The following is a 15,857-nucleotide window of genomic DNA, read 5'->3' on the forward strand; positions in this document are numbered from 1 at the left end:
GGGTGGGGGCGTGTTCGGCATGCTGAAAATCAGCGCCGAACTGCGCGATCCGGGGATTCCATACAGCATGTTGACGAAGTGGTAGCCACTGGCTACAGTGACTCCTGTCACGGTGTCCCCACTCGGGTGGCCCCGCTCATACCAACGTCCCGCTGTGCGAGAAGCGCGTTAGCTCGCCCCCGCCGCCGGGAAACAATCGTCGGGGAATATCGACATGATCGACGGACAAGGAGCCGATGTGAGTGCACGCAAGTCGAACTGGGGACGATGGGGCGAATCGGACGAGAAGGGTGCGCTCAATCTGCTGACGCAGGAGACCGTGCTGGCCGCTCTGCGAATCCCCCGAACCGGCAAGCGGTACAGCCTCGGCATCCCGATCCAGCGGTCCGGCGTTCCGAACATGGAGTACCGCGGCACCCCGCAGCGGCTGACGATGACCAATCACAGCGACGAGGCGATGGCGCGGGCGAACGGCGGCGTTCCCGGTGTCGGCGCCCACGAGGATCAGCTGATCATGCCGTCGCACACCTCGACTCACATGGACGCGCTGTGTCATGTGTACTCGGAGAACAAGATCTACAACGGCCATCCCCATGACGGCGTCAGCCCCTACTCCGGCGCCGACAAGTGCGGAATCGAGAATGTCGATCCGATCGTCGGTCGCGGTGTCCTCATCGACGTCGCGGCGTCCAAGGGGGTCGACGTCCTCCCCGCCGGGCACGTGATCACCCGCGAGGAGTTGACGCAGGCTCTCGACGAGCAGGGTGTTGCTTTGGCCTCGGGCGACCTCGTGCTGATCCGCACCGGATGGCTCGGGGACTTCATGAAGTCGCAGGGAGAGATGCTTCCCCAGCCGGGTATCGGCATCGATGCGGCCACATACCTCGCCGAGTGCGACGTCGCACTCGTGGGGGCGGACAACTCGGCGGTCGAAGCGATCCCGTTCGATCAGGGCGTGTACCTCGGAGGGCACATCGTGCTGCTCGTCGACAACGGAATCCACCTCGTCGAGAACCTGAACCTCGAGGAACTGGCGGCCGACAAGTGCCACGAGTTCCTGCTCACCATCGGTGCGCTCACCATCACCGGCGGCACCGCAAGCCCCGTCACTCCGGTCGCTGTCGGCTGATCGCGACCGCCCACTCGTTCACTCGGATTGAGGGAATCACCGCAATGACTCAGAATGCAGCTGCCAGCTCCTACCGTTCCTCCCACGTCGGCCTCTGCGTCTCGGATCTGGCGCGAGCTCTCCGCTTCTACCGGGACGGTCTCGGCTTCGTCGAACTCGCTCACTACGAGCTCGACGAACAGATCCCCGAGGTGGACGCACCGTGCAGCCTCACCGCGACGATGATCGAGAAGGACGGTCTGCGGATCGAGCTGTTGGCGTACAGCAAGCCCGGTGTGATCGGCAAGCCCCACCACCGTCGCAACCATCTCGGACTCACCCATCTGTCGTTCTTCGCGGACGACATCGATGCCGCCGCCGAGGCGATGGTGGAGTTCGGTGGCACCCTCGTGCCCGACACCCGCGTCGGGCTGGACGATCCGCAGGCCGCGCAGTACACCTTCGTCGCCGATCCCGATGGCAACCGGGTCGAGTTCATGTACATCCCCGCAGGCACCGCTTGGTGAGCTCGGTCCACACCGAACGAGACCTCGGCTCCGCCACCCCGCACTAAGACCCCCTTTAGGACTCACCCCATGAATGACCGAAACGTCGGTATCACCGATCCCCACTCCTTTGTCCCCTCCCGCAAAGTCGATCGGCTGGACGTGTTCCGCGAGAAGTATGCAGCCGAGCGCGACAAGCGGCTGACGAAGGAAGGCGCCGACCAGTTCCAGGCGATCGACTTCACCGGAAAGTTCTCGGAGTTCGACGCCGATCCGCACGTCGACGGTCCGCGTGAAGCGGGTCCGATGTCCCTCGATCTGGACGTGCTCGTGGTCGGTGCCGGGTTCATGGGGATGACCGCAGGCATCGAGCTCGAGAAGATCGGGATCTCGAACTACAAGATCCTCGACGTCGCCGGTGACTTCGGCGGAACCTGGTACTGGAACCGGTATCCCGGCGTCCGATGTGACGTCGAGTCGTACATCTACCTGCCGTACCTGGAGGAAACCGGCTACGTTCCCACCGAGCGATACGTCCGCGGCAGCGAGATCTTCGCGTACTGCCGGTCGTTGGCTCAGAAGCACGGTCTGTACGACCGCGCCCTGTTCCAGACGCGGGTCACCGGCATGGAGTGGGACGAGGACACTGCTCGCTGGGTCGTTCGGACCGACAACGGCGACGAGTTCCGGGCGCGCTTCGTCGCCACCCAGAGCGGTCTGTTCATGCGTCCGCATCTGCCCGGCATCCCCGGAATCGGCACCTTCGCAGGCCACAGCTTCCACACGAGCCGCTGGGACTACGAGTACACCGGTGGCGACGACAGCGGAAACCTCGACGGACTGCGGGGCAAGAAGGTCGCGATCATCGGCACCGGCGCCACTGGCCTGCAGGTGATTCCGCAGATCGCCGAGTACGCCGACGAGCTCGTCGTGTACCAGCGCACGCCCACCCAGGTGATGCCGCGCCAGAACGCGCCGACGGACGTCGACTGGTTCAAGTCGCTGCAGCCCGGATGGCATCGGGAGCGCCGCGCGGCGTTCGACAAGTGTGTACAGGATCGCGCCGCGATCAGCGATGTCGACGACGGCTGGGTCAAGTTCGCCAAGTACCAGATGGACGCCGTCTTCGAGGCCGGCGGCGAGAACCCCAGCCTCGAGGTGCTCATCGACGCGATGGAGCGTTCGGACTACGAGTGGAACGAGATGCTCCGCGACCGGGTCGACGCCGTCGTCGAGGACAAGTCGAAGGCCGACAAGCTCAAGACCTACTACCGCACGATGTGCAAGCGTCCGGGCTTCAGCGACGAGTACCTGCCCGCGTTCAACAAGGACACGGTCGACATCGTCGACACGGCGAGTACCCCGATCGAGCGGATCACCGAGACCGGGATCGTGGCGGACGGTCAGGAACGCGAGTTCGACCTGATCGTCTACGCGACCGGCTTCCAGGGCGGACGCACGTGGACGGACAAGGCGGGCTACGACGTGCTCGGCCGCAACGGGAACCGGCTGTCGAAGAAATTCGCTGATGGCATCAGCACACTGCACGGATTCCTGTCGAAGGACTTCCCGAATCTGTTCCTGCTCGGCTTCACCCAGACCGCAACCATCACGAACATCGCCCACCTGATCGACGAGCAGGCGACCCACATGATCTACCTGATCGACCGGTGCGTCTCGTCGGGCGCGCGGACGATCGAGCCGACGGCCGAAGCCGAGGAAGCCTGGGGCAAGGTCATGAGCGATCAGACCGCGACCCGCACCGACTGGCTGCTCACCTGCACCCCCGGTCTCTACAACAACGAAGGAAAGATCGCCGACGCGCGGAACCCGCTGGTCTCCGGCGTGTACGTGCCGGGCTTCCAGTACTTCGAACTGCTCGGGAACTGGCGCAGGGACGGCAGGCTCGAAGGCCTCGTCACATCTCACTGAGGCCGTGCTGCCGGCAAGCATTCACTACTACCAAGGAGACAGATGATGACGGAGGCACCGGTCAAGATCGGCCAGATGCTCTTCACGATGGTCGACCCCACGCGCGGGCACGAAGTCGCCTACAACCGCTGGTACGAGCGGGATCACATCTACGCGGGCTGTATGATCGGCCCCGGCTGGTTCGCCGGGCGCCGTTGGGTCGCGCCGAAGCACCTCAAGGATCTGCGCTTCCCGGAGACGGGTCCGGTCGCGACCAAGATCGAGGACGGCTCATACCTCGCGACGTACTGGGTCCACGAGCCCGAGATGGAGGAGGCAGAGGCGTGGGCCCGCACCCAGGTCGGCGAGCTGTACGCCGCCGGCCGCGGTTTCGCTGAGCGTGAGCATGTGCACACCGGCCAGTATCTGCCGGACTCGACCGTCTCGGCGCAGGCAGACGGCGTGCCGCTCGAACTCGCGCTCGACCATAACTACCGCGGACTTGTCACGCTGATGATCGAGCCGGCCGAAGGCGTCGACCGCACTGCCGCTATCGAGACCATCAATGACGTACCGGTCAAGGCGCTACTGGGCACCGGTGCTGTCGACCTGGTGAGCAGCTGGCGGATGAAGCCCTGGCCCGCCGATCACAACGTTCCGATGAAGATGGGTAACGACGGGGGAACCACCGAGCGCATCATGCAGCTGTGCTTCCTCGAGGGCGACCCCGTCGATAGTTGGCAGTTCATAGTCGACTACGCCGCCGACATCGAGAAGTCCGGCGCCGGGCGAGTCACCTTCGCGTCGCCGTTCATTCCGACCGAGGTCGGAACAGACAAGTACACCGATCAACTCTGGTGATCATCGCGGATGCGCGGGCGCAGTTGCGCCCGCGCATCCGTATCTGCACTCGCGCTCACCATCGGGCGCGACAAATCCGAGACACGACGAGCCTGTACTCGTCTCGTACATCTGTGAGGTCAGTGAAGAATGCTGAGCGGTGAGAAGATCCTGGTGACAGGAGCGGCCGGGCAGATCGCCTTCCCGATTGCGCGTGAGTTGGGCGCGGACAACGAGGTCTGGGGGCTGGCGCGGTTCAGCAAGGCGGAAGACCGGCAGCGGCTCGTCGACGTGGGGATCACCCCGGTGAAGGGCGACGTCGGCAGCGGCGAGTTCGACGACCTGCCTTCGGATTTCACCTATGTCGTGCATCTGGCGGCGAATCAGTCTCCGGGCTGGGACTACGACACGGCTCTGCGTGACAACGCCGAAGGCACCGGACTACTGCTTCAGCACTGCCGGAATGCACGGGGCGCACTGGTGATGTCGACTCATTCGGTCTACCGCCCGCAGGAAGACCCGATGTACGTGTTCACCGAGGAGTCGCCGCTGGGCGAGTGCAACAGCACCCACAGCCCCACCTACTCGGTATCGAAGATCGGTCAGGAGGCGACCGCGCGACTCGCCGCGCGGGCATTCGGGGTGCCGGTGACAATCGCACGGATGAACGCATCGTACGGACCGAACGGCGGCCTGCCCGCCCTGCACGTCGACGCGATTGCCGCCGGACGGCAGGTCACCACGCGGTGGGACCCGTGCATGTACAGCCCGATCTTCGAGGATGACATCAACCTGCAGGTGAGCAGCCTGCTCCAAGCGGCGACGGTCCCCGCGACCATCGTCAACTGGGCCGGCGACGAACCGGTCAGCGCCCAGGAGTGGGCGGCATACGCCGGCGAGTTGATGGGCGTCGATGCGACCGTCGATGTGGTCCCGATCGAGGGGACACTGCGGGGTTCGATCGCGGACACGACTCGGCGCATGTCCATCACCGGGCCATGCACGGTGGACTGGCGCGAGGGCCTCCGCCGGACAGTCGCAGCTCGCCATCCGGACAAGCTCGTCGAGATCGCACACTCGTGAGCACTACTTCGTAAATGGTTCCGGGAGAACATATGTCGACAAACCTGCACGAGTCGTTGCCTGCCGAGCGGGTCGGTACACCGGCGAGCCCGGAGCTGCTGGAACGCCGTGCGAAGTTCGCCGCGACCGAGATCGACACCGCACTGGGAGTCACGGCGGGGGATACGGACTTCGCCGGCGTACCGTGCCGAACCATCCGCGCCGGAGACCAAGCCACAGTCCTCTACCTGCACGGGGGCGGCTACCGAATGGGCAGTCCGGAGGCGTACAACGCCTATGCCGCGGCGCTGGCGGCGGGCGCCGAGGCAACGGTCGTCGTACCGCGATATCGGCTCGCGCCGGAGAACCCGTTCCCGGCCGGACTGCGCGATGCCCTCGCGGTCTACGAGGAAGTCGCGTCGACGATGCCCGGGCCGATCGTCGTCGCGGGCGATTCGGCGGGCGCAGGTCTGGCCGCAGCGGTGGTCGTAGCCGTGGGCGCCGAAAGCGGGCGCAGTCCCGACGGGTTGATGTTGCTGTCGCCGTGGCTCGATCTGCACTGCTTGTCGCCCTTCTACGAGAGCGCGACCGACGATTTCTTCCCGCTGACAACTGCGGAGTCGGCGCGGGACGACTATCTGCAGGGCACCCCCGCGGGCGATCCGTTGGTCTCGCCGTTGCTGGCCGACCACACCGGCTTCCCACCCACCTTGATTCAGGTCGGAGGCAACGAGGCGCTGGTCGGCGACGCTCTTGACCTGACTCGGTCACTGGCTATCGCGAACGTCACGTGCACATTGGAAGTCTTTGCAGATCAGGGACATACGTGGCCGCTGATCTACCCCGATCGCGGTGTCTCCATCGCTGCCATCGAGTCGTGTGCACGGTTCGTCCGGTCGATCGAAGCCGACAAGGCCGCCGACGAAGCCTAGTACGGCGTTCGCATTGCGGGGACCGGGGGAGCCACTCGGCTGCGAATCGGTCACCCGGTTTCTTGTCTTCGCTTGGTGCACAACGTGACACCGATGGGCATCCTTGCCGTCCTGTCTTCAACACATGATCGCATCCCAGATCTCGATCAGTGGCCCGAGCCTGTTCCGATGGACCGGGCCGCTGATCCTGTCGAGCGTCGCCGACCAGGGACGCACCCGGCTCCTGTCACCGTGCCTACCCGGGGCACGTCCACAACGCGGTTCTCACGAGGTACTTCACCTACGAGTGTAAGGAACGTCGATGGCACACAGCGCATCAACTGGCGCCTCTGCGCCCCAGGTCCTTGAACAGGGTTGGTCTCTCCGACTGATTTTGTCTCTGATATCGCTGGTCGTACTTCTCGAAGCGCTCACCATGAACGCCAGCATGATCTCGACCGGACTGCCGGCAATCATGACCCACTTCCACACCGATCAGGGCGGCTGGGTCCAGACCGCATTCCTCCTGATTGCTGCGGTGATCAGTCCCACCTTGGGAAAGATCGCCGACATGGTCGGTAAACGTCGCGTCCTGCTCATCTGCGTTTTCATCGCGGCCGCCGGTTCGTTCGTCTCGGCAGTCGCCCCGAACTTCGCGCTGCTACTCATCGGGCGGGCGATGTCGAGCCTGCTCGTATCGTGCATGTTCCTCACATATTCGCTCATCCGCGACGTCTATCCGCCGAAGACGGTCGCCATGTCCGTGGCCCTCGCCACCAGCGGCATGGGCATCGTCAGCATCGCGACGCCGTTTTTGACCGGTTGGCTCATCGACGACTACGGATGGCGGTCGCTCTTCTGGTTCTTCACGATCATCCTGATCGTGGCGGGAACGTGCATCAAGCTGTCGACGGAGGAGTCGACGTACCGCCTTCGGTCCAAGATCGACCTGATCGGTGCCGCGCTGTTGGGCAGCGCCATCGGAGCAATCCTGGTCGCGGTGAGTTTTGCAGTGGAATGGGGATGGACCTCGGGAAAAACGTTGGGCCTCTTGCTCCTCGGCGCCGTTCTGATCGCTCTCTGGATCTACTCCGCGACAGTCGTCAGTGAACCGCTGATCGACCTACGCCTGCTGACCCGGCGGTCCATCGGGCTGACCGCAATCGCCGCAGGTACGGCGTACGGCTCCACCACGGTGAGCTCGACGATCCTTCCGTTGATGTGCATGACCTCCGCGTCCTTGGGTCTCGGATACGGTTTCGGCGTCGACGCCACGGGGTTTGCGCTGATTCAATCGCCGCTCGGTGTCGCACAGGTCATCGGCGGCATTCTCGTCGGTGTGATGATCGGACGCGGACTCACCCCGCGCATCCTCCTTGCCGCGGGTGCCACGCTGCTGGCCACCGGCGCATTCATTGTCCTTGCAGGGATGGACACCAAGTCGATCGTTCTGGTGGGAGCAATCATCACGGGCCTCGGCACCGGCCTGGCCTACAGCTCCATTCCGAACCTTCAAATCCAAACCGTGCCACCGGAGCTGCAGGCGTCGACGGCAAGCATCGTCGCGACCAGTCAGTCCATGATGGGAGCGATCCTGCCGGTTGCCGTGTTCACCGTCTTGAACTCGAACGTTGCTCGGGTCGCCGACGGCGTTCCGCTGTACTCGTCGACGGGCATGCACTTGGCATGGATCATGAGTGCCGGCATCGCGATCACCAGTCTCGTCGCAGTATTCCTTGTCCCACGGCATATCGTTCAACTGACGGTTCCGGCGTCGAAGGTAGACGATGTCTCCATCACTGCAGCCGCACGTCCGCAAGCACCCGTAGCACGCTGACCACACCGCCGCAGAGGCCGTCGACCGCACCGGTCGACGGCCTCTGCTCGTCGGGCCCTCGCGAGTCTTCGAGATCACCCGCAGCCGAGACCAGGACGCGCTGAAAGCAACAGGCGCGGTTGAACCCACGGATGGCACAAAACTGTTCTTCGGTCTCGATCGGACACAGTCTCGTTCGGGCCTTGCCCTCGGTTCTCGGGCATGCTGAATCCATGCCGCGGAATTGGAATCGGCTGTCGCCGAGCACCGTCCGGATCTGGTTGTGACCGATGTGCGGATGCCGCCGGGTTTCACCGACGAGGGGTTGCGCGTAGCAGTGGCACTGCGACGAACCTATCCGGACCTTGCCCTGGCCGCGCTGGGCCAGAAGGTCGAATTGAGTTACGCCGACGAACTCAAGGGCGCGGACGGTGGACGGGTCGGTTATCTGCTGAAGGATCGCATCGTCGATGTCGAGGAGTTCGTCTCCCGCAGCCTGGGCAGGAGCGGCCGTGGGCGTCTTGACGGCACTGTGGCTGCGTCGCCGACCGGTCGCGATTGTCGCTGCCGTGGCCGCGGCGGTGCTGGTGAGCGTCGTGGCGGTGTTCGCCGCGTCTGCAGTCTCGACGCTGCAGTTGTGGTAGGGGCAGATCCGACGTGCTCGACGGTCGGAATCGTTCGAGAGTTGCTCCGCTTGGGAAAACGTGCTTTCGTCACGGGCTTTCGCTGCGGCAGGCCGCGGCCGGGTACACGTTCGCTGCGGTGCTGCTCCGACCGCGGCAGTGACCGCATCAGGTGCCGGTCGCCGGAATCCGGCGCCATCATCGGTGAGAGGTGTACGACGACTTCGCGTTCGGCCGGCGCGCCCGGGCGAGATCGTCGCCACACTCATTTCCCTGAGCGGGAGCAGTCGCTGGGCTTCTCCGAAGGGACGAAAGGTTCGTGCCGTGCAAATGTGGGACCTGCTTACGGCGGAGGAGATAGGTTGTGATCCAATCCCGTGGTTGCCGGAACATCCCCCGGTTTCGGCAACACTCATCCGATTGCGTTGGCGTGCTCTTGCGTTCCGGAGGGTCGGTCGGGGATTGCCGCTGCCGCCCTGGTCGTGAGTCCGGTTCTGGCTGTCCACTGTAGGGGAGTGCAGGGGGTGTCCGGTCGGAATCGGCTTCCGCTGTTCGGGGTTCGGGGTTCGGGGTTCGGGTCCCAGTCCCCGTCGGTGAACCGTGGTGCGGGTTCGCAACAGCGCGGCGCCCGAGACTGTGAGACCGCTGCACCTTTCTGATCCACGGGGACTCGAACGTGCCCGTCGCGGCAGCACCGTGAATTCACCGATCCGTCCCTACGGGCAGGTTGCAGTGCGCAGGAATCCGTAGGCTGCTTCCGGTACCAGCCGGCCTGCGAATGTGCCAGGCTCCGGGAATGACCTGGCCGCAGCGCGTCATCTCACCGGATGCCACCGAAATGGGGGCGATCGCCCACGGCCCTCGGATACTTGCCCGGGATCCGGGACTGATCGTCGGGCTGCGTTCGATCGTGGCGTACTCGTCGGGCTTGGACCTGGCGATCGTGGCGATAGCGAACGGTGTCCGCGCCGATGCCATGGAACAGCTGTTCCAGGCGCCGGCAGAGCTCGATCCGGTCACCGGTGAACCTCGCAGAGGTCGATGGGCAGGCGAAGGCCGACAGCTGCAGGTACGCGCCCTCGACGACGCGATGCTCCAGCCCGTCCCTCGGCGTCACACGCAGGGTTTTCATCAGCAGCCGGACTCGTATCGGCGCGAGTACCTCTACGAGATCTCCCCGCTACCGGATGTCACCGAGCTGCCGTTGCTCACCGCGTGGCCCGCACTCGGCCTCGCGCCGGTCACCACCTATCTGGAGCTGCCGGCGCCCGCAGTACTGCGGGCGGGGACTCTCTTCCTCGACACCGATCCCGGTCATTGGTTCTGACCGCACTCGCGGCCACACTGACGTCCCGCCCGAGGGATTCGTCGACCAGTACACTGCTCGGCGGAGCTTTGTGTGAGACCCGGTTCGTGACCGTTGATCGGTGATCGACACCCGGAGACAACATTAATTGACTAATCGTTCAGTTAATGATTGGCTGAGGTCATGGCGAGAAGCGTCTATCCCCAAGCGTGTGGCAGAGCGTCGCGCCGCCATTCTCACCGCCGCCGCGTCCCTATCCGCGTCCAACTGGTTCGCCGGCACGACCATCGCTGCAGTCGCTCGTGGTGCCTGGATGAGTTCAGGAAACGTCTTCCACTGTTTTCCCGACAAGGCGGCACTGTTCCGGGGAGTGTTCGAGCAATCGATCGTCGAATTTGCGCAGTTGGTGGAGCGTTACGTGCACCATCCGAACCCGGTGCCGACGCTACTGGATCTCATCGAAGCCCAGGTCGGTCAGGCTTTGGACCCCGTTGCCACAGGGTTGATGGTCGAGGTGCTTGCGGCCGGTCGGTCGCGATGGCGAACTCGCCCGCTGACAGCCGAGGAAGAACTTGCATTCACCACCTACCGAGTGCACGCCGACCCGGACAATCCTGTCGATCCGCGCCCCCTGGTGCGGCTGACCATCATCCGTCTTCTCACCGCAGGGAAAGAGTTCAATGACCAACGCCACTGACATCGAACTTCGTCCGCGTCACTGGTGGACCATCGGCTTCGTGCTGATCGGCCTGCTTCTCGGGTGTGGCGTCGGTTTCGTTCTGAACCCGATCGGCTCATGGGTGCTCGAACTTCTCGGTGGTGTTCCCGCACCGGTCCGAATCGCTATGACCTTGCCGCTGGTGTGGCAGGTTCCGGTGCTCGGCGTTCTCGGTGGTCTGCTGGGGCTGTTCGTTGCTGCCGAAGGGGAGAAGGCGGCGTTGAAGCTCACTGTGTCCGATGACCGCCTGATCTTCGACCAGCACGGTCACACACGTGTGGTCCCCCGCGGGACGATTTCTGCGATCTTCGCGGACGGGAAGGATCTTGTCGTCAACGGCGCCGCAGACAGGCAGATCGTGCGGTACAAGGCGACCGATATCTCGATCGATGCTGTGGCCGACGCACTGCGAACTCATCGATACCCGTGGACGGGCGCGACGGACCCGCACGAGCACGAGTACTCGCCCTGGGTCGACGGCAGCGGAGAGACCACCGAGGACGAGGACCACGCGTTCCGCGCCCGGCGGCGTGCCCTCGAGAAGAAGGACCGACACGATGCGGAATCAGCCCTCGACCGCCTCCACTCCTTCGGTCTCGTAGTGCGCGACCGCCGGGGAGGCCAGGAGTTTCGTCGCCTGGACAGCAAGTAGATCCGATACGCCGGTTTCCCGGACCGCGAGCAATGCGGGACATGCCCACCCGGTGATGTCAGATGCGGGTGGTGAACGAGTATCGATGTCCCCCAAACACATACGTGCCCGGACGCAGTTCCCGGCCGGGACACAACAACTACAGCTGTACGCGTGCTCGGCCCGGCCGCACGGTAGCGCCTGCCCATCGCCTCGTCTCGCGGCGGGAGGCGACGCGGGTCGCGAGTTGCCCGGATCATCAGCGATTGCACAAGGAGTCATACACCATGCGCGAGCGGTCGCCCGCCTCGACACCACACCACTGCGGCCAGGTCTCAGCGACCGCGGAGGAACCTCGAAAACGGCGGCGCCTACGCGCGGCAGCCCTGATCGGTGGGTGTGTCGTGCTCAGCGCGGTGAGCGCCGAATTGCTTGCAGCGTATGCGGACAACACCGGAAAACTGGGCCCCATCGTGTTCGCCGTGGTCTTCTTCGCTGCGCTCTACGGCGCACCGGCCCTACTCGTGCGGGAGATCACCCGCCGAGCCGGCTGGGGCTGGGATTCGATGCTGCTATTGATGTTGAGCTTGGCGATCGCGCAGGCCTGTCTCATCGACCAGTCCCTTTTCAGCGAGGACTACCACGACTATGACGGCTGGACCGAGAACTACCAGGCAACACTCATCCCCATAGCCGGGGTGAGTGTGTACAACGCGTTCAACTTCGTCCTCGGGCACGTGATTTACAGTTTCGGGGCGCCCATCGCCCTGGCGGAGGCATGGAGACCGCACACGGCCCAGGACTCGTGGCTCAGAGCGCCCGGCCTGATCGTCGCCGCGGCCGCATACCTCGTTGCTGCCGGTCTGATCATCAACGATCCGGAATCACAGAATGCGTCGGTTCCTCAACTGCTTGCTGCGAGCAGCCTGGTGATCGCCTGCGTGGGGTTGGCATACGCATTGGGCAAGCGACACCAGAAGAAGGCGAGCCACGACACCGACGAGGGCGCGTCGGCGCCGACCGTCGGCACCGTGTTCGCTGTGATGTTGGTACTCGCCTGCCTGCTCAACCTCGCAGGGGAGGATTGGCGCGGAGTAGCTGTGGCCGTGGGGGCCACCGCCGCCGGGGGAGCGCTCATTGTTCTGGGCGCCCGGCGTCGAGGGTGGGGGCTTCGCCACGTCGCTGCGGTGGCGCTCGCTTTCCTTGTCAGTCGTGGCGTTTTGGCGTTCACCTACGAGCCGTTGACGGGCATGGTGGCGGCGTGGTCGAAGTACACCCACAACACCGTCATGCTCACCATCGTTCTGGCTGCCGGATGGTGTGCCCTCACAAGCCCACGACCGCCCTCAGCGCCCCGCCGATCCGCCTCCGCGTGATTTTCGCACTGAGATGCCGTGGCTCTCCGCACGATATTGCGGGCTCGGCGACCTGGAGGAGGGGGAAACAGTCAAATCCTGTGGATCGAGGGGCCGTCAGGCGACGTCGCCCAGGTGGCCGAAGTTGGCGCTCAGAGCTGTCCTCGGAGCAGGAACTCGAGTGCGACGCGCTCGAACGCTTCCTTGGCTTCAATCATCACCCAGTGGCCGCAGTTCGGGAAAATATGAAGCTCGGCGTTGGGTGCCAATCGAAGCGGAACCAGCGGCATGTCGGGCGGGCACTGCCGGTCATCGAGCCCCCAGGTGAACAGTGTCGGGCACTGAACCTTCCGCATCATCGACCAATACGGCGGTGCGCCGGAGGTCTCGAGCGCTCGCTGTTGCACGGCAGCTGCTTCGGATCCGTACATCGCGGCAAGTGTCTTATGGGAGGCAGGGTCTTTCGCGGTCTCCCACCGCTCTTCGATGCGCTCTTCCGTGACGACGGCAGGGTCGTAGACCATGCAGTTGAGCCAACGCACCAGCTTCTCCCGACTGGGTTCGTCGGCGAAGTCCCGAAGCAGTCGAGTACCTTCACTGGGCTGCTGGCTGAAAATGTTCGGACCGACACCCCCGATCGTGATGAGCTTCGAGACTCGGTCGGGGTGCCGCATCGCGACATGGACGCCGACGACGCCGCCCATCGAATTGCCGATGATCGCAGCAGATTCGATACCGACGGCATCCATGAACCGTGTCACTGCGGCGGCGGCTGTGGCGATTGGGTGGCCATCCACCGGGTCACTGATGCCGAATCCCGGAAACTCCAGCACGTAGCAGTGGAACTGCTGCGCCAGCGTCGCGAGGTTTCCACGGTAATTGCGCCATCCGCTGACTCCGATCCCTGAGCCGTGCAGCAGCAGCAGAGGCGGACCGTCACCAGCCTCGTGATACCGCAGCATCCCTTCGCTGGTGACGACTTCCCTCTTGCTCTCCTCGTAGGAAATTTCTGCCTGGGATTCGATCGTCATGGACATATAGCTCCTCCACTCTGTAATCAACGGGTGAGTCGTCATGGCACACCCAAGCTTCGTGGCGCGGGCAACCTCTGGCTTGTCCTCCGTCGAGCGACAAAGCGAGAGTAGCAAGTATCTGCTAACTATCAAGTATCTTATTTATGAGCCTACATGGATACTGCCGCACTTGTGATGCCGCATGTCCAGGTGTTCACGCTCTCGGGGAGTTCATGCGCCGAGCCAAGGTTCATCGGACCGGGACCCTCGAGGGCGGCGACCGGCACAGGCCCGTCGGCAGGCGAATTGGCGCATGCCAACATGAAGCAATATTCTGATACAACAAAGTATGTGTAGACAGAGGAGAAGTGCTCGGTGACGGATGGGGCTGTCAACAACTCGCTGTCCGACGTGCTCGACGACCGACTCGGCACCCACATCCGACGAATCTCACGGCTGATCATCGACGCCAAGGCGGCGGCCCTGCGTCCACTCGACCTCACCGTGCCGCAGTATGCGACCCTCCTGTCGGTCAGGCACCTCGAGCCAACCTCTGCAGCGCAACTCGCACGAACTGGGCAAGGCACCCCGCAAGCGACCGCGACGATGCTGTCCACTCTCGAGAGCAAGGGCCTCATCAGCCGGCGACCGTCCCCGATGCACCAGAAGCTTGTAGAGGTGCGGCTGACCACGCTTGGAACGAAGGTCATCGAGGAGGCCGACGACCTCGCTGCAGGCATCGAGGCCAAGCTGCGGGCCGGCATCGGCGAAGACCTGTTCGATAGCGTGCTCAGAATCGAACAGATCGCGAAGGATCTACTTCAGTAGCTCCTCGTGATACGCCCCTCAATGCACACAGGATGGATATTGCTGCGATGCAGTATCACGAAAGCGCGAGGCTAGTCGTCCTGCTCACCATCGCCCCCGGCGCGGTCTGCAGGGGTTCGCTATCTGCGTCGACTTCGTCGACTCGACCGTCAAGTCCTGCGGATCGAGGGTCGTCAGGCGACCTCGGGCGCAGGTGTATCCGGGGACGGTTCGGGGGGTGATGTCGACGGGTCTCTCGATGGGCGTGCCCTCATGGAACAACGCGCCGGCACGGATTGGCGTCACCAGGTGGGGTGCGTTGACGGCCCGCCACCTCGCTCGGGAGGCCTCGATCAGTTTGTAGGCCATCGCCATGCCCGCCGCCCTCGAACCGGGGCCTTTGATGCACGTGGTTCGTAAACGCACTGTCGCAAAAGTACTTTCGATGGGGTTCGTGCTTCGCAGGGGCACACAACGCTCGGCCGTATACTCGAAGTACGCGAGCAGTACATCGGCGTCGTCGGTGATCGTCGCGACCGCCTTCGGTTACTTCGCGCCGTAGTCCCGTTCGAACGCCGCGATCGCCAACTGCGCCTTGTTGTGTCCTCGGCGCCTATGGTCTCCTTCATCGCAGCCAATACACCGGGATGATCCGTCTTCGGGAGCGCACCAAGCACCACGCTGGCTGGATCGTCGACGAGAACCGTTTGCGCTCACCCGTCTCGGTGTCGGCGCGTCTGTCGTTCACACGAGGCGCCTTAACCGTCACCGCCCGGCGGCGGTCATGACCTCGCGTTCGGCGTGGTAGCTGTTGCGCACCACCATTTGGTGCCCGTTCTCGTCGATGTCACCGGCGTGCCGGACGACATACTCGGCGACCTCCGCTTGCAACGCGGCGGCCAGCATCTGCCCGGCCCCGTCGCGGACGATCTCGTCGAGCAGCGACCGCCCCGAACCCACCCCGGTGCCGGCCTCGGTGGAGTCGTTGTTGTCCACAACCATGAGCACGGGCGTGCCTTCCCGCGCGCACGCCAACGCTGGTCTTGATCAGAATGTGGATTCCTTGGCCGTTTTGCCGCTGATCCAGCCGGGGTATGCACAGACATATTGGGAGAGGAAGTCACATGCCCGACTGGCAACTGGTGTTCGAACCGACCGTTCCGCTGCTGGAGAGCGTGCTTCGAGGTTCGATCGTCTTTCTCGTCCTGCTTTTGCTGATGCGACTGGTGGGCGGTCAAGCCCCTGGTAGT

The 15,857-nt window shown here is 64.1% G+C and carries 14 protein-coding genes and 1 pseudogene; 12 read left to right on the plus strand and 3 right to left on the minus strand.

Features of this window, described 5'->3' with window-relative positions; all coding sequences use genetic code 11:
- Positions 1 to 238 precede the first annotated feature (238 nt).
- From A8G15_RS27895 to A8G15_RS27925, 7 genes are all read left to right on the plus strand, one after another.
- Positions 239 to 1,129, plus strand: coding sequence for a cyclase family protein (locus A8G15_RS27895; protein ID WP_245688037.1), 891 nt, complete (start codon positions 239 to 241; stop codon positions 1,127 to 1,129).
- Positions 1,130 to 1,173: 44 nt separating this feature from the next.
- Complete coding sequence (locus tag A8G15_RS27900; RefSeq protein WP_068166416.1) at positions 1,174 to 1,635, plus strand: VOC family protein; 462 nt, start codon at positions 1,174 to 1,176, stop codon at positions 1,633 to 1,635.
- Positions 1,636 to 1,704: 69 nt separating this feature from the next.
- On the plus strand, positions 1,705 to 3,546 hold the full coding sequence (locus A8G15_RS27905) for a flavin-containing monooxygenase (RefSeq protein ID WP_068166417.1): 1,842 nt from the start codon (positions 1,705 to 1,707) through the stop codon (positions 3,544 to 3,546).
- A 75-nt stretch (positions 3,547 to 3,621) separates the two neighbouring features.
- Positions 3,622 to 4,386, plus strand: coding sequence for a hypothetical protein (locus tag A8G15_RS27910; RefSeq protein ID WP_169833955.1), 765 nt, complete (start codon positions 3,622 to 3,624; stop codon positions 4,384 to 4,386).
- A gap of 129 nt (positions 4,387 to 4,515) precedes the next feature.
- Positions 4,516 to 5,448 (plus strand): NAD-dependent epimerase/dehydratase family protein, encoded by a 933-nt coding sequence (locus tag A8G15_RS27915; RefSeq protein WP_082900215.1) that lies wholly within the window; start codon positions 4,516 to 4,518, stop codon positions 5,446 to 5,448.
- A 32-nt stretch (positions 5,449 to 5,480) separates the two neighbouring features.
- Positions 5,481 to 6,359, plus strand: coding sequence for an alpha/beta hydrolase fold domain-containing protein (locus A8G15_RS27920; protein ID WP_068166419.1), 879 nt, complete (start codon positions 5,481 to 5,483; stop codon positions 6,357 to 6,359).
- Between the two features lie 301 nt (positions 6,360 to 6,660).
- Positions 6,661 to 8,175, plus strand: a complete 1,515-nt coding sequence (locus tag A8G15_RS27925; RefSeq protein WP_068166421.1) for an MFS transporter — start codon at positions 6,661 to 6,663, stop codon at positions 8,173 to 8,175.
- Here the strand turns inward: A8G15_RS27925 and A8G15_RS31300 are convergent.
- Positions 8,135 to 9,040, minus strand: a complete 906-nt coding sequence (locus tag A8G15_RS31300; protein WP_169833956.1) for a hypothetical protein — start codon at positions 9,038 to 9,040, stop codon at positions 8,135 to 8,137. The two genes, A8G15_RS27925 and A8G15_RS31300, sit on opposite strands and share 41 nt — an antisense overlap.
- 533 nt (positions 9,041 to 9,573) lie before the next feature.
- Here A8G15_RS31300 and A8G15_RS27930 point away from each other — a divergent pair.
- The 4 genes from A8G15_RS27930 to A8G15_RS27945 all read left to right on the plus strand — a co-directional run bounded on the left by A8G15_RS27930 (position 9,574) and on the right by A8G15_RS27945 (position 12,808).
- Complete coding sequence (locus A8G15_RS27930; RefSeq protein ID WP_068166422.1) at positions 9,574 to 10,104, plus strand: hypothetical protein; 531 nt, start codon at positions 9,574 to 9,576, stop codon at positions 10,102 to 10,104.
- Positions 10,105 to 10,294: 190 nt separating this feature from the next.
- Positions 10,295 to 10,780 carry a TetR/AcrR family transcriptional regulator gene (locus A8G15_RS27935; protein WP_068166423.1) on the plus strand — a complete coding sequence of 162 codons (486 nt, stop codon included), beginning with the start codon at positions 10,295 to 10,297 and terminating at the stop codon, positions 10,778 to 10,780.
- Positions 10,764 to 11,453 (plus strand): YqeB family protein, encoded by a 690-nt coding sequence (locus A8G15_RS27940; RefSeq protein WP_068166424.1) that lies wholly within the window; start codon positions 10,764 to 10,766, stop codon positions 11,451 to 11,453. The genes A8G15_RS27935 and A8G15_RS27940 overlap by 17 nt, the downstream gene beginning before the upstream one ends.
- A 395-nt stretch (positions 11,454 to 11,848) precedes the next feature.
- Positions 11,849 to 12,808 carry a hypothetical protein gene (locus A8G15_RS27945; protein ID WP_211270257.1) on the plus strand — a complete coding sequence of 320 codons (960 nt, stop codon included), beginning with the start codon at positions 11,849 to 11,851 and terminating at the stop codon, positions 12,806 to 12,808.
- Positions 12,809 to 12,939: 131 nt separating this feature from the next.
- Here the strand turns inward: A8G15_RS27945 and A8G15_RS27950 are convergent, their stop codons facing one another.
- The gene (locus tag A8G15_RS27950; protein WP_068166425.1) at positions 12,940 to 13,824 is read right to left on the minus strand and encodes an alpha/beta fold hydrolase; all 885 of its coding nucleotides are present in this window, start codon (positions 13,822 to 13,824) and stop codon (positions 12,940 to 12,942) included.
- Between the two features lie 351 nt (positions 13,825 to 14,175).
- Between A8G15_RS27950 and A8G15_RS27955 the strand changes: the two genes are divergently transcribed.
- Entirely contained in the window at positions 14,176 to 14,628 is a 453-nt protein-coding gene (locus A8G15_RS27955; RefSeq protein WP_068166426.1) for a MarR family winged helix-turn-helix transcriptional regulator, read from the plus strand.
- A gap of 213 nt (positions 14,629 to 14,841) precedes the next feature.
- On the opposite strand, the pseudogene A8G15_RS30245 reads toward A8G15_RS27955, so the two are convergent.
- A pseudogene (locus A8G15_RS30245) lies at positions 14,842 to 15,615 on the minus strand (transposase); the annotation flags it as partial.
- Positions 15,616 to 15,857: the final 242 nt, after the last annotated feature.

The organism is Rhodococcus phenolicus (assembly GCF_001646785.1).
Classification (GTDB): Bacteria; Actinomycetota; Actinomycetes; order Mycobacteriales; family Mycobacteriaceae; genus Rhodococcus; species Rhodococcus phenolicus.

What these genes read in the sequence shown, in the direction of transcription:
- A8G15_RS27900 (WP_068166416.1), top strand. Translation starts at nt 1,174, where the DNA reads ATGACTCAGAATGCAGCTGCCAGCTCCTACCGTTCCTCCCACGTCGGC.
- A8G15_RS27905 (WP_068166417.1), top strand. Translation starts at nt 1,705, where the DNA reads ATGAATGACCGAAACGTCGGTATCACCGATCCCCACTCCTTTGTCCCC.
- A8G15_RS27910 (WP_169833955.1), top strand. Translation starts at nt 3,622, where the DNA reads ATGCTCTTCACGATGGTCGACCCCACGCGCGGGCACGAAGTCGCCTAC.
- A8G15_RS27915 (WP_082900215.1), top strand. Translation starts at nt 4,516, where the DNA reads ATGCTGAGCGGTGAGAAGATCCTGGTGACAGGAGCGGCCGGGCAGATC.
- A8G15_RS27920 (WP_068166419.1), top strand. Translation starts at nt 5,481, where the DNA reads ATGTCGACAAACCTGCACGAGTCGTTGCCTGCCGAGCGGGTCGGTACA.
- A8G15_RS27925 (WP_068166421.1), top strand. Translation starts at nt 6,661, where the DNA reads ATGGCACACAGCGCATCAACTGGCGCCTCTGCGCCCCAGGTCCTTGAA.
- A8G15_RS27930 (WP_068166422.1), top strand. Translation starts at nt 9,574, where the DNA reads ATGACCTGGCCGCAGCGCGTCATCTCACCGGATGCCACCGAAATGGGG.
- A8G15_RS27940 (WP_068166424.1), top strand. Translation starts at nt 10,764, where the DNA reads ATGACCAACGCCACTGACATCGAACTTCGTCCGCGTCACTGGTGGACC.
- A8G15_RS27950 (WP_068166425.1), bottom strand. Translation starts at nt 13,824, where the DNA reads ATGTCCATGACGATCGAATCCCAGGCAGAAATTTCCTACGAGGAGAGC.